Raw genomic sequence first — 14,660 nt, forward strand, 5'->3', positions numbered from 1 at the left:
GCAAATGTTTCACTTGCCAAAGTTAATAATGGTTACCCTCAACTACAAGCAGGTGTAAATAAGCTATATGAAGGTTCATCAAGCTTAAAGCAAGGATTGCAAACAGCTGCTAACGGTTCCAGCCAAATTGCAAACCAAACACCTACCCTTGAGTCAAGTTTAACGACTATTAACGAAGGACAACAGCAAATGCTTACTGGACTAACGGATTTAGCTGATAACATGAAAACCTTACAATCTGGGTTATCAGAAAGCACGAGAGGCTTAAACGAAGTTAGCACAGGTTTAACCGATGCCCAAGATTATTTGACGGGTCTTAGTGAATCAAAGGCCTCTGAAAAATTCTATATTCCACAAGATGTTTTAGAAAGTGATGATTTCCAAAAATCCTTGAATATGTATATGTCTGATAATAGAAAAATAGCTAAAATGAGCATTATATTAGCTGTTAATCCTTATTCAAAGGAAGCAATGGCCATTGTAAAGCAAGTAGAACAAGAGGTGCAAGCGATCATCAAAAGTGGTGAGCTAAATGCGAAGGTCGGAATCGGTGGGAGAACATCTCAGAATGTGGATCTTGAAAAGATTGCTAGCGAAGACTTCACTAAAACAGCAACGATTATGCTGATTGGGATCGGAATCATTCTAATCTTTATTACTCGTTCATTATTGAAACCGTTTTTTATTATAGTATCTCTAGTATTAACCTACTTTACAGCACTTGGAATGAGTGAATTTTTAAGTACTAAACTATTACATGTAAATGAGCTAGGATGGAATGTACCATTCTTTAGTTTTATTATGATTGTAGCGCTAGGCGTAGACTACAGTATCTTCTTATGATGCGTTATAAAGAGATGGATGGTCATTCTACGCAAGCGTTTGTGGATGCTGCACGTCATATCGGTGGAGTTATTATATCTGCAGCTATTATTCTTGGCGGTACATTTGCGGCATTGATTCCATCAGGGATCATTACACTTATTGAAGTAGCAATGACTGTTATTCTCGGTCTTTTCTTACTTAGCTTTGTTATGTTACCGATTTTCATACCAGCATTGTTAAGTGCTGTGGATCGTATTCGCCGAATAGGAATAAAACACGTGGATAAGTAAGTTAAGTAGATAAAATTAAAGAATAGTAAATATCAGATAAGCGCAAGAAATCAACGTTTCTAACATTGATTTCTTGCGCTTTTTAAGGTTCGCCTCTATATTCTGCAGCTAACAAGAGCTTTTGTAAGCATTGAACCTGCCTTAAGACGGTCCATGAACCATACTTATAAATAAGCTTACTGTGTTATACGTGTACCTGCTTTTCCTTCTAATGCAGCTACTGCTTCATCCAACGAACAAATAATTGCCTCTTTACCTAATTTTGCAAATTCTATAGCTGCTTGCATTTTTGGTAACATACTACCTGCTGGGAATTGTCCTTCTGCAACATACTGTTCAGCTTCTGCTACTGTAATGCGGCTTAATTTTTGCTCATTTTCTTTCCCAAAATTGATATATACATTTGGTACATCTGTTAACATCATGAAAACTTCCGCATTCACTTGTTGTGCAAGCTTTAATCCTGAACGATCTTTGTCAATGACTGCTTCAATACCTTGTAGTTGACCACTTTCTTCACGATATACAGGTATACCGCCACCACCAGATGAAATAACAATCGTTTCATCGATTAAACGTTTAATTTCATCTATACCATGAATCACTTTTGGTTCTGGTGAAGGGACAACTCGTCTGTATCCCCGTCCTGCATCTTCTGTCATAGTAAAGCCTTGTTCTTCTAAACGTTGCGCTTCTTCTTCTGAGAAAAACACACCGATTGGTTTAGTCGGATTTTCAAACGCTTGATCATCCTTGTCCACTTCAACCATTGTTAACAATGTAACCACATTTGTAGTAATGCCTCGTTCTTTAATATGGTTTTTTAAAGCTGTTTCCATCATATAACCAATGAAACCCTGTGATTCAGCGTTACAAACATGGATTGGTAGTGGTTCAATAACGTTTTTAGCAGCTTCATTTTGGGCAATAATATTTCCCACTTGCGGACCATTGCCGTGTGTAATGACGATTTTATGCCCCGCTTCTTTCATTTCTATCATATGGCGTGTTGCAGATACTACGTTTTTGAATTGATTTTCATAAGTTGCCTCTTGCTTTGGCTGTAAAATTGCATTACCGCCCAACGCAATAACTACACTTTTCCCCATTTCTTTCACTCCTTAATTATCGACATGTAAATGCCATAAAGCGTGTCCATCCCAGATGAAGAGCCTACTTCTATAAGACTTTTCATGCTTTCTAAAGATGGATCATGCTGCAATGCTGTAATCTTCGAACTAAATATACCGTCTATAGCACAGGTTAAGAAACGCTTACTGACAATGGTTGTTATAGGTTCCTTGATGAGAGCTTTTAGTGTTTCGAGATGTTTATGTTCGATAAAATTATTTAGAAAATGCCCGTACAATATGCCGACCAGTATATCGTCACCAGTTGGTGTTAAACCTTGCCCGCGTCCAATAAAGTAACGGAATGTCTCGTCAAGATTTTGGGTTGGATCGTTTAATCTATTGATCAAGGCCAACACACGTGCTGATTCAAAATCTGTTGATTCATATGATGTAAATGAAATGTATTGAAAATTTTCTTTTAATTTATTTATATTTGCATGTTCAAAATCCATATATAACGGCAGTACTTTTACATTAAATACCATTTCGAAACGGTTATGAAAAAGACGATTATTGCGAAATGTTAATGTATCGCCTACCCTAATATGGGTCTTTACCGTTTGTTTAGTTTGAGGATCAAGCAAGATCCCGAACGGAAATGTCCCATTTTCATTGGTACCAACAAATATCAATTCATCATTTTGATCAACAATATTTAAACCTTTTTCAAATATACTGTGCACGGTAAAGGTTTTTTCTTCATTCAATAATTGAAGTGCGATTGAACCAATCGCACTTGCTTGTAAAATCATCCTTTAAAACCTAGCTTTTCAGCATATGCCGTGATTGCCTTCTCAAAACATTCGATTGGCGGATGGACTGTACCGGCACCAATTTGTCCATAACCTGCAATTTTATGTGCTATCCCTGTATTGATGACTGGTGTGATACCTGTTTCAACAACTTTCCGTGCATCAATACCTAAACATGCGCCTTTAAAGTCCCAAGTTGGGATGACAAAGTTCGGGTTTTCGCTAATACAGATTTCTGTCATTTGATTACTTGTTTCAAGCGCATCATTAAATCCACCCGTACCAACAAAGCGTGTTACTGCAGGGGCTGCAATCATCGCCATACCTCCGACACCGATTGTTTCTGTAATCGCTGAATCACCGATATCTGTGTTTGCATCTTCTGCTGAGTAACCAGTGAAATATAATCCTTGCGGGGTATTAACAGGACCAGTAAACCATTCGTCTCCCATACCCGCAATACGGATACCAAAGTTTTCACCGTTTCGGCACATTGCAGTAACAACTGTACCGTGTTCGATTGTACGTGCTGCATCCATCATCGCTTTGCCAGTCGCCATAGCAATATTTAAGAAAAATTGGTCTGTGTCAGCTAAGAATTGGATTACTTCTGTACGTTGTTCTTTTTCAACGTCTTCTAATGATGCAATTACTGGAGATAGTTCTTTTAAAAATGCAAGTGATGCTGCAATATTACGCTGGTGGAACTCATCACCCATTGCAATAGCTTTAGCAATCAATACGTTGACGTTCAAGCCTCCATCAAAAGTTTTTAATGCTTTACTTAATACTGGACCTAATACATCTTTCATCCAGTGTAAACGATTGATGACTTGCTCATTATAAGCGCCGAAGCGTAATACTGCACCGATCCCTTCGTTCATTTGACAGTACGCTTCGTTACCACTCTCTTTGTTAATAACGACAAGGACTGGCATGTTAGGTGAAGTGATACCACCCATTGGTCCAACTGCATTCACATGGTGACATGGAATGAATTTGATCTTATCGTTTTCAAGTAATTCACGTGCATTCTTTTCGTCTTCTGCCCATCCTTCAAAAAGGATTGCTCCAACACAGGAACCTTGCATAGGATCTGTCATGTTTTCATATTTAATTGGAGGTCCAGCATGTAATAGCACGTAATCTTGTAATTCAGGAATCACAGATTTAGCAGGTACAACATCCGTTAAAAATGGTGCTGCTGCTATGATCTTCTGGATAACGGCTTCGTTCGCTTCATTTATTGTTTTGAAACCCATTAGATTGTACCTCCTTCATAATAGTTTAAGAATTGAAGTACTTTCATTAACTTCTCATCGCCACCAGCAATTGGACGCCAGTTAAATTGAACACACTCTGAGCCACTTTTTTGAACAGCTTCCGTAAAGCTTTTTAGCCCAATATTGATAACGCTTGGTTTCATATTGATTAAGGACATAATTTTCTCATCCACTACTAAGCTTTCTTCTGTATAGTCAAATTTTTGTACATCAGTAATTGGTTGTTCCACTTTACCGCCTACAAGTTGGATTGCTGTACGAACCATTTGATCGTTTGTCTTACAGATAATGGCCCCACTATCTTTTAAAATATCAATTTGTTTATCATAACCTTGGATGTCTTGTGCAGTACCTACAACCGTTGCAAGCACTGCAAGTTGACGACCATCTTGACGTGCACTGTCCAAAATACGTTTGATTGTTGGTGCTAGTTCACTAGCCATATCTTCATGACCACCGTTACCGATAACGTTATCAATCATGATTACGGCTGTTTCAGGGTCGTTGACGGATTTTTCAAGCATTTCGATACGTTTTTCAGGATCAATCATCGGATGTGGTTTACCTTTTGTATAAACATCATCACCTAAATCAATGATTTCATGATTTTTTGTTTTTAAAACATAGCTATCGTTCTTTTCTTCCGTCATTGTATCTTTGAAAGCATCTCTGACTAGCATAGCTGCTTCAGATGCTAATGTACCGCCTGAATAATAGCCTTTAATACCAACTTGTGATTCTTTTAATAAAACGTTTACATGTTCAGCTGTTGTCGGTTCAAAATTTGGTTTGTCCCCATTTGATAATTGGACAGCTACAACCGCTGCTTCTTCAAGTGTATAAGCATGATAGATGTTCTCTTCTTGATAGGATGGTTTGTCACCTAAAAATAACGTTACAACTGATTTGTCAATATTTCTTAATAAGTTTAATACTTTGCGCTGTACTTCCTCTGCAGGTGGTTTGGAGATCACCGTAATCACTTTTACTTTCGAATCTTGGTTTAACGCTTTAATGCTATCTAACATTGTGATAGCACCGACTTCCGTCGATAAATCACGTCCACCTGTACCTAAAGCGTTTGTTACACCTTTACCAAAACGGTCAATGATTGTTGTCACTTCTTGGATGCCTGTACCTGATGCACCAACAATACCAATATCGCCTTCGTTTACGTTATTTGTAAAGGCAAGAGGTACGCCATGAATAAGTGCAGTACCACAGTCTGGACCCATCACTAATAAACCTTTTTCATGCGCTTTTTGTTTCAATTTCACTTCGTCTTCTTTAGAAACATTGTCGCTGAACATGAATACATGTAAGCCTTCGTTCAATGCGTTTTCCGCTTCCATTGCTGCATATTGACCAGGAATAGAAATTAACGCTAAGTTCGGATTGTTAGCAAGCTCCAATGCACGTTTCCAGTTATGTGCTTCTTGGCCTTTAGACGCGTCTTGTGAATCAGACTCACCTTTTAATGCTACCTCTACTTCTTCTTTCACTTCGTCTACTTTTTCTTCTTGATCTGTATCTACAACGATAACGATATCATTTGGCTTTGCATTTTCTAATTCATCCGTGCCTAAGCCTGAAGATTTGAAAATATCTTTATTCGCTGGTGTTCCCATCATGATTGATACTTTGTTTACACCGTCAATTGCAGATAGCTTATTTGATAAAAGCATTAACACGATAGAGTCTTTATAAGTGTTTTCTTTTATAATTGTGTATAACATGATGATCCTCCAATTTATTATTCTGCAAATCTATTTTTTCCGTGATAACGATCGTAATGAATATCGTCTGACACAAGATAGTTGTATATGTCGTCTACGATTTCAATACCTTCTTCATCATATTCCTTACTTCTTAATATACCGCGTTCACCTGGGTAATAAATTTCTCCATAACCCTCTGCCGCTGGCTGTGTTTTTAATTCATTGAGCATTGTTGTAATTTGTAGTTTGAAAGCATCTAAATCTGTAAAATATGCAGGGTTAATCACGATATGAAGTTGACCTAAATCGCGCCCTTTTGTTAAGTCCTGATACATGGAAGACACATGTATACCGTGTGGAACTCCAAGAAGGCTACCCGATAAAATATCCACCATCATCATTAATCCATACCCTTTTGGACCTGAAATTGGCAGGAGTGCATGAACATCTCTTGCATTCGTTGTTGGTGCACCAGTTGCATCTACTGCCCATGTATTTGGAATCGATTCATTTTTACTTCTTGCGTCTAAAATTTTGCCCCATGCTTGGACAGTTGTCGCCATATCAAATGTGATGATACGGTCATCAGCGGATGGTGCACTAAAAGCAATTGGGTTTGTCCCAAAGTAAGGCTCAGTTCCTCCAAATGGCACGACCATTGGATCTGATTGACACATACTTAAGGCAACCATATCTTGCTCTGCCGCCATTTCAACAAAGTAACCTAATGCACCACTATGCGAAATGTGTTTCATACCAACAACGGCAATACCCGATTTTTTTGCCATTTCAATTGCTTTTTCCATCGCTTGTTTGGCAACTTGGTGACCTGGACCATTATCTCCATTAAAGACAGCAGATGCTGGTCCTGTTTGTTCGAATGTGTAGTTTGGATTTGCTGTAATACCACCTTTTGCAATTCGTTCAGAATAGTATTCAACACGTACGGCACCATGGGAATGAATACCTCTATGATCGGCGTAAGTTAATACGTCTGCAACATCATGAGCCGCTCCTTCATTTAATCCCGCTTTCATAAACTTTTGTTTCATTAAATTAAATAGTTCTTCCTTAGATACACGCATCTTGTTAACCCCTTTAATATAATGTTAGATTCTTAAAAACCATCATATACTGCATTCTGACCGCACTATGTGAATGAACACTACCTTCATTCACATAGATATGTAAGTCAGTTGATTTGTTGTTTAAGTAAACATGCTTTCACTAATCGATCTTTCTTTGCTGTTAGAGACTAAAGATGTACTTTTTTATAGATCAATGTCTCTGTTCGCATCTTTAGAATAAATGTATGAGAATGGTTCATCTAAACCAATTGCATAAGTTGCTTGCGGTACATAAGCGCCCATAAAAATATAGTCACCTTTATCAACTGGCATCCATTCGTTGTCTAAGTTATACATACCTCGCCCACTTAATACGTAAGCACCGTGTTCCTGAACATGTGTTTCAATGTAACCATGTGAAGCACCTGGTTTGAATGAAAGAATATGAATGTTCATGTCATATCCGATTTCTTTCGGTAATAAGTCTTGGATTAATACTTCTTTCATACCTTCATATGCCTCTTGTTCGATGTCGTTCACATTACCTGTAACGACTTCTGGTGTATACCCTTTAAGAGGTTGTCCTTTAAGAGGTTGGTACCGTTTTTTGTATAAGAATAAGCGGCTATCTTCACCGTTATTATTATTTTCAAAAGTCAACTGTAAGTGTGGCGGTACATATAAGTACCCACCTTCTGTTAATTCGTATTTTTCACCAGCCGCATAAGCGGTGATTTTGCCATACACAACGTATACAAATGATTGAATACCATCACCAGCGAAACCAGTTTTGTTTCCGCCTTGATTTTTTACTGTTACTAAGTAATCTACAAATCTTGCACCTAAACGTGGGGATCCTAAGATTGTTACATCACAATCTTTGAAGCCAGGTACAACATTATTAACTAGGCCGTCTGGTGTGATTACCGCATAATTGTCTTTTTTAATTACAGAACGTGATTCTAATAAACCTTCTCTGTATCCTTGAATTTGATTTAAGTAACCCATGAGTATCTGGCTCCTTTTTCATTATTTTTATTCTTTATATGCTAGTTCATAAAGTACATCGCTTAATACTTCAATACCCTTAACAAGGTCTTCTATCTTCGTTTCTTCACTAATATTGTGGCTAATTCCGCCAATAGATGGTACAAATAACATGGCTGTTGGAACATATTTCGCAAAGATTTGTGAGTCATGACCAGCACCAGATGGCATCACTCTATAACGATCACCTACATTATCCTTGGCCGCTTGTTCAATTATTTGAACGATGTCTTTATCCATCAAAGTTGGTGCCTCATCCATCCATAAATGAATATCATAAGTCATGTCATTTGCTTCAGCGACCAATTTAATTTTATCTTCGATTTCTGCCGCAAAATCATTTAATAGTTGTTGATCAATATGACGGCAGTCTATTGAAAAAGTAATTTCTCCAGGAACTACATTTACTGTGTTTGGTACAGGTACAACGTGACCGAACGTTAACACAAGTGGTTCTCCAATTTCTCTAGCACGTTTTGTTAAATCTGTGACAATTTCACTATACGCAACGACTGTATCTCGACGTAATGACATTGGCGTAGTACCTGCATGGTTTGCTTCGCCTTTTAAGTTGATAGTATAGCGTTTCTGGCCGACGATCCCATTGACAACACCGATCGTTTTGTTTTCTGTCTCTAACACTTTACCTTGCTCAATATGCACTTCAACAAATGCTTTGATGTCATCACGAACGACCTCTGTTTTTCGGTAATCAAAGCCTAATTGACGCATCGCAACTTCGAATTTGATACCCTCAGCATCTTCAATTGTGTCGACATCTGATTTTTTAGCTAAGTTAAAGAAGTTTTTACTACCCCAAAATGCGTAAGGGAATCGACTACCTTCTTCTTCTGCAAGCGATAATACTTCTAATGATCGTAGTGGCTGACCATATTTTTCTTTTAAATATTTCACGGCCACAAGTGCAGATAAGATGCCGAATTGTCCATCTAGATGACCACCTTCAACAACTGTGTCGATATGTGATCCCGTCAAAATCGTTTCTTCCGGATATTTACTTCCAACAAGACGCCCTGATAAATTACCGATGTCGTCAAAACTTGCTTCCAAGCCTTCTTCGTTGAATGTTTTTTCCAGCTCACGAACTGCATCATTCCATTCTTGAGAATATAACAGACGTGTAATTCCACCTTGTTCTAAACCACCAAAACTAGTGAATTTTTTATCTAATGCTTCAAAAGTTGATTGAATACCCATTACTGTTTCACTCCTTCCTCTAACTTACTTTTATTATAGGACCTTACTCACAACCATTCATTGACATAACGAACAATTATGGAAGGTTTTTTTATGCACTATCAACAAATATATTTTTTTGATTAAGATACAAAAGTGAAGTCTTGCTTGCGAAGCAAATTTAATAATTTTCGAACGACTCATAATTAGCATTAAAATAACTAAGGAATCGAATTTTAAAAAATAAAAAGCCGCATAGTAAATCAATGCAAAAACTTTGATTTACCATGCGGTTTAGTTCATTTTCATTATAGGATAAACGATAAGCCATATGTCATGATACATATGAGAAGTAGCAATCCTAAGCTGTATCGTAATGTATATTGAAAGATTTTTGACTCGTTTCCAGTCTCATTAACGGCTGCTGCTGCAATAGCGATAGATTGTGGTGAAATCAATTTTGCCACGCTTCCTCCAGCTGTATTGGCTGCCATTAACAAAGATGGTGATATACCGACTTGCGTCCCAGTAACCACCTGTAAGCTACCAAATAGTGCGTTATTATTAACAACAGACCCAGTGAGAAAGACACCAATCCATCCTAATACTGGACTAACAAATGGGAAGAAGTCACCCGTTTTTGCAAGTGCAAGTCCCAAAGAAGTACTAAGTCCCGAGAAGTCAGAGAGATTTGCAAAAGCCATTACAAGAACGATGGTGAAAACCGGTAACCACAATTCTTTAATAGTGTCACCTAGCAAATTAACGGTTTGTTTTATGTTTAACGCAGGAAATAGAATACTTGTTAAAATAATAGTCACTAGAATCGCTGTTCCTGTTGCTGAAACAAAGTTAAGATTTAAGATTGCTGGCATAGGTATTTCTTCTGTTACTATCGGCGGTGTACGCATGACTTGTTCATGTAATCCTGGGATTTTCAAGGCTACGTTTGTAAAATCAAGTGCACCACCAGCTGCAAATAAATTTTTAAATGCAGGGAGGCTCCAAATGGCTATAACACCAGTGAGCAAATAAAATGGTGACCATGCTACAATGATTTCTTTCATAGAGTAGTTTGTTAAATTACCTGTTGTTTCTACACCAGGTTCATGGTAAATCGTTTTAGGTTGCCACTTTCTTAAGAATACTGCTAAAACTACCATACTAGCTAAAGACGGGATAATATTCGCAAGCTCCGGCCCAATAACAGTAATCGTTAGTAATTGGAGCCCCGAAAATACGCCACTGACGATTAAAATTGCTGGGAATATTTCTTTGATTCCTTTGAACCCATCTAGAATAAAGATGAGGATAAACGGAACGAGAAATGAAATCAACGGTAACATAAATGCTGTCATTCTAGAAAGTTCTATAATTTCCATACCACCTACTTGAGCACCAGTAATAACTGGAATTCCAACTGTACCGAATGCACCTGTAGAGGCATTGGCGATTAGGCAAAGTCCAGCAGCTTTAATTGGTTTAAAACCAAGGGTCACAAGCAATGCTGCACAAATAGCGATTGGAACACCTAATCCTGCTGCTCCTTCTAAGAAGGCATTAAAGCAAAAGCCAATTAGCAATAATTGAAGACGTTGATCCTCGGTAATACTAGCGATACTACCACGTACTGTTTCAAATTTTCCGGCTTTAACAGAAATCTTGTACAACCAAACAGCCATAATAACGATATAACCGATTGGCCATAGCGCTTTGCCTGTACCGAGAAGAATTGCCTCGAAGGCTTTAGTAATTGGCATTCCGAAGACTCCGACGGTAATGATAAGGGTAACTCCTAATGTTAATGCTGCAGCATAAACCCCTTTTAATTTAAAGACTGTTAAACTTAGTAGAAATAGAAGAATGGGAAGGAAGGCTATGATTCCACTCACTATTTCGTTTCCTAGTGGATCGTATTGTTGATACCACATCGTTGTCACTTCTTTCTAAGTAGTTTATTTCTATAATATTTAATTGAGTTAAACCAACTTAATTGTAGATATCGTTTAATGCTTGTACACTATTAACGAGTTTTTTTCTGTTCTTCTTCGTTCATTGGTAATTCAATCACATCGCAATTCCATAGGATATGGCTCCTTTTTTCTGAAATAATAGGTTATGTTGCATCATATACATACAAAGATATTATCAAGGGCCAATACCTTGTTTCGTTGCTCCGCTCCAAGTATATCTTTGCAATACTCCAAAGGCTAAGCGGCGTATCGCTATGTTCACCAACACTATGAGTATGGATGGTTTTCAAAGAGATTTAAAAGTATTCTCCAAGTTTGTATCAAGTGTTTTTTCTACTTCCTATGACATGATGTGAAGGAAGTATACTTAATTCAATAACAGTTTGTACTAATATATTGACTGGTTTGGATAGATGCACAGCCCGCTCCTACTTATCCCTCTTCGTGTGCCTCTAAATCTGGAAATGGAGTCCTACTATCCATTACCTAAGAAATAAATCGCCCTACTTTTTCGTCTACAATCCCTTTTTCTTTGTCATAGATTTCAACACCACGAAGGATTGTTTTCACTACCTGTGCACCGATTTTGCGACCAACATAAGGACTAATTTTGTGTCGGTATGCCAGGTCCTCGGCTTTTAATTCATAAGGTGCATCTTTTTTAATAAATACGAAGTCTGCATCTTTCCCTACTGTGATGCTACCTTTTGATGCTAGATTAAAACGTCGCGCAGGGTTTGTAGCAATAATCGCTGCAAATTGTGCTAATGACATGTTACGTTTTTGTACACCTTCATCGAATAATACGTCTACGTTATTTTGTACACCTGCGATACCTCCCCAAGCTTCAAAGGCATTGTCCTTATCTTTCAAGTCTGGTGAACATGGTGAATGATCTGATGTGACGAATGAAATATCCCCATTAAGTACACGATTCCACATACCTTCCAAACGCGATTGTTCACGAATTGGCGGGGAACATTTGACAACCGGACCGATATCATCTAATTCTTCTTTATAGAAATATAGATAGTGTGTACATGTTTCGCATGTAATATCGACACCTTCTTGTTGCGCTTTTACAATTTCATCTACGCCCTCTTCACAAGCTACATGAACAATGTGCACGCGACAACCGGTTTCTTTAGCAAATAGGATTATTTTTCGAATAGGTTCCACTTCTGTAAATACAGGTCGTGAATCTACATAAGCACGTAATGATGTTTCACCATTTTTATATGCTATTTCTCCTAATCGATCAGTAATTTCAGCATTTTCAGCGTGAATAGATAATATTTTACCTGTCTCCGCAATTTGTTTCATACCTTCATATAGTGCATAGTCATTTACGTTCATGAAGTCACCTTCTATAGAACGGTCACCACATGTCGCTACAAAACATTTATACGCAACGACACCATTGTTATCTAATTCTTGAATACCGCCGTCTAAGTTAAATGGCACTAATCCACCATAGCTTGCAACATCTACGGATAATTTCCCTTCTCCAGCTCTAAATTTTTCTTTGATAGATTGACCATCAATTGTTGCAGGTACTTGGTTTAACGGCATTTCGATAATTGTTGTTACACCACCTTTTGCAGAGCCACGTGTACCTGTATCATAACCTTCCCATTCATCACGATACCCTCCTCCTGGTTCCGTAATATGTACGTGTGCATCTACCATACCTGGAGATACGATTAAGCCTTTTGCATCAATAATCTTTGCATCTTCACCTAAATCTTTACCGATTGCGGTGATTTTACCTTTTTTAATCCCTATTTCGACTTCTTGCTCACCATTTTCTAGAATAACTAATCCATTTTTGATAATTAAATCGAATTTCATGAGAATCATCCTCCTCTATTTTTTAAAAATGTTTAATAATAAAAGTAAAATACCTGCTGTGAAAAATCCGATAAACCATGAAAAATCCAAAATGACGTGGAACTTTGGTATAAAACCTAATAAGGAAATAAATACACCAACGATGGTTGCAATATAAGCTTGTATATTAATTCTCACTTTTGGCCGTTCGTTGCTGTTTCTATCAAAATACAATTCATCGATATCGATCCTACGCTTCGAAATGAAGTAGAATTTTACAATCATGACACCCGCAACTGGACCAAGAATGGCACCAATCATATTTAAAAACATGAAGATACTATCACTATTCTCCATCATCTTCCACGGCATGGTAATAATACTTGCGATAGATGCAATCCATACGCCACGACGATAATTAATTTGCTTTGGAAATAACGCACTTAATTGGTATGCTGCCGGAATAATATTACTTGTTGCATTTGTAGAAATTGTTGTCAATAGGAGTACTCCTGTAGCAAAGAAGATAGCCCAAATACTATCCCATTGATTGATAATATTCAGTATATTCCACTCTTGTTGACCAAAATAAATTGACCCCCCAATTAAAATTGTTACACTTGAAAATGCAAACAAAATATGAGCAGCAACAATACCAGAGACTTGTCCAATAATTTGCGTTCTTGTTGATTTCGCATTTTGTGTGAAGTCAGAAACACTTGCGCCTGGTGCAGCCCAAACACCAAGTAATGAGTTAAACACTAAGATAAATGCTAAAATGGTTGGATATAAAAGATTCCCCTCCGAACTCAGTTCATAGCTCAAAATATTACTGAGTCCACCACCAGCTTTAATGCCCCAAATAGCCATACCACCAAAAACTATATAAATCATTGGGTTTAAAATAGCAGTAAATTTATTTAATGTTCCCCCTCCGCCAATACCAATGGCAAAGTTAATTACCCAGAAAAACAAGAAAGCTATTAATCCCGGAATAGTAATACCTAAAATTGTAGTACCACTCCCAATATCACTGAACCCTGGAAAAATTTTATTCATTAGAATCAATAAAGCTTGTGAACCAGCAAATGTTTGTAAACCAAACCAAGCAATGCCGGCTACAACACCACGTAATACACCTGGTAGTTTGGCACCTATATCACCATATGTATGTCTTAAGTGCATGGCAAATGGGATACCATATTTTGAGCCTGCGTATCCATTTACAACAAGTAGTAAAGCAATTAAGAATGAACTTATAACAAGTGATAACATCACTTGAAATGGTGATAATCCTAATAGTAAGAATCCACCGACAGCTGTATAATTAGGAATGTTATGCACTGCCCCCATCCACAGCGTAAAAAAGTTAAATGCAGATGAATTTCTTTGTTCAAGCGACTTTGGCATGATATCCTTGTTGTAACCGCGCTTTTCAAAAAACGAAGTATCTCGTTGAATACCCTGACCTTGTTCTAGCATAATGATTCTCCTTTCATATTAATAAAGGATTATACGTATAATAACCTTCAAAAATAGTATACA

Annotated in this window: 10 protein-coding genes and 1 pseudogene; 1 reads left to right on the top strand and 10 read right to left on the bottom strand. The window is 37.5% G+C overall.

Annotated elements, in window-relative coordinates; translation table 11 throughout:
* The first annotated feature begins 222 nt into the window (after nucleotides 1-222).
* Nucleotides 223-1,115: pseudogene (locus tag ABH968_RS11275) on the top strand (MMPL family transporter).
* 176 nt (nucleotides 1,116-1,291) lie between these two features.
* Here ABH968_RS11275 and arcC read toward each other — a convergent pair.
* The 10 genes from arcC to allW form a co-directional block, all read right to left on the bottom strand.
* Nucleotides 1,292-2,224: a carbamate kinase gene (gene arcC, locus ABH968_RS11280; RefSeq protein ID WP_370044119.1), complete on the bottom strand. Its 933-nt coding sequence runs from the start codon at nucleotides 2,222-2,224 to the stop codon at nucleotides 1,292-1,294.
* 5 nt (nucleotides 2,225-2,229) lie between these two features.
* Nucleotides 2,230-3,000: an oxamate carbamoyltransferase subunit AllH family protein gene (locus ABH968_RS11285; RefSeq protein ID WP_370044120.1), complete on the bottom strand. Its 771-nt coding sequence runs from the start codon at nucleotides 2,998-3,000 to the stop codon at nucleotides 2,230-2,232.
* On the bottom strand, nucleotides 2,997-4,262 hold the full coding sequence (locus tag ABH968_RS11290; protein ID WP_370044121.1) for a YlbE family protein: 1,266 nt from the start codon (nucleotides 4,260-4,262) through the stop codon (nucleotides 2,997-2,999). Before ABH968_RS11290 ends, ABH968_RS11285 begins: the two co-directional genes overlap by 4 nt.
* The gene (locus ABH968_RS11295) at nucleotides 4,262-6,019 is read right to left on the bottom strand and encodes an acyl-CoA synthetase FdrA (protein WP_370044122.1); all 1,758 of its coding nucleotides are present in this window, start codon (nucleotides 6,017-6,019) and stop codon (nucleotides 4,262-4,264) included. The genes ABH968_RS11290 and ABH968_RS11295 overlap by 1 nt, the downstream gene beginning before the upstream one ends.
* A 17-nt stretch (nucleotides 6,020-6,036) precedes the next feature.
* Nucleotides 6,037-7,086, bottom strand: a complete 1,050-nt coding sequence (gene allD / locus ABH968_RS11300; RefSeq protein ID WP_370044123.1) for an ureidoglycolate dehydrogenase — start codon at nucleotides 7,084-7,086, stop codon at nucleotides 6,037-6,039.
* A gap of 186 nt (nucleotides 7,087-7,272) precedes the next feature.
* Nucleotides 7,273-8,076, bottom strand: a complete 804-nt coding sequence (gene allE / locus ABH968_RS11305; RefSeq protein WP_370044124.1) for a (S)-ureidoglycine aminohydrolase — start codon at nucleotides 8,074-8,076, stop codon at nucleotides 7,273-7,275.
* Between the two features lie 27 nt (nucleotides 8,077-8,103).
* Complete coding sequence (gene allC, locus ABH968_RS11310) at nucleotides 8,104-9,333, bottom strand: allantoate deiminase (RefSeq protein ID WP_370044125.1); 1,230 nt, start codon at nucleotides 9,331-9,333, stop codon at nucleotides 8,104-8,106.
* A gap of 287 nt (nucleotides 9,334-9,620) precedes the next feature.
* Entirely contained in the window at nucleotides 9,621-11,243 is a 1,623-nt protein-coding gene (locus ABH968_RS11315; RefSeq protein ID WP_370044126.1) for a lactate permease LctP family transporter, read from the bottom strand.
* 528 nt (nucleotides 11,244-11,771) lie between these two features.
* Nucleotides 11,772-13,136, bottom strand: a complete 1,365-nt coding sequence (gene allB, locus ABH968_RS11320) for an allantoinase AllB (RefSeq protein ID WP_370044127.1) — start codon at nucleotides 13,134-13,136, stop codon at nucleotides 11,772-11,774.
* A gap of 15 nt (nucleotides 13,137-13,151) precedes the next feature.
* Nucleotides 13,152-14,597, bottom strand: a complete 1,446-nt coding sequence (gene allW, locus ABH968_RS11325) for an allantoin permease (RefSeq protein ID WP_370044128.1) — start codon at nucleotides 14,595-14,597, stop codon at nucleotides 13,152-13,154.
* Nucleotides 14,598-14,660 lie beyond the last annotated feature (63 nt).

The organism is Lysinibacillus sp. RC79 (genome assembly GCF_041262405.1).
Classification (GTDB): Bacteria; Bacillota; Bacilli; order Bacillales_A; family Planococcaceae; genus Lysinibacillus.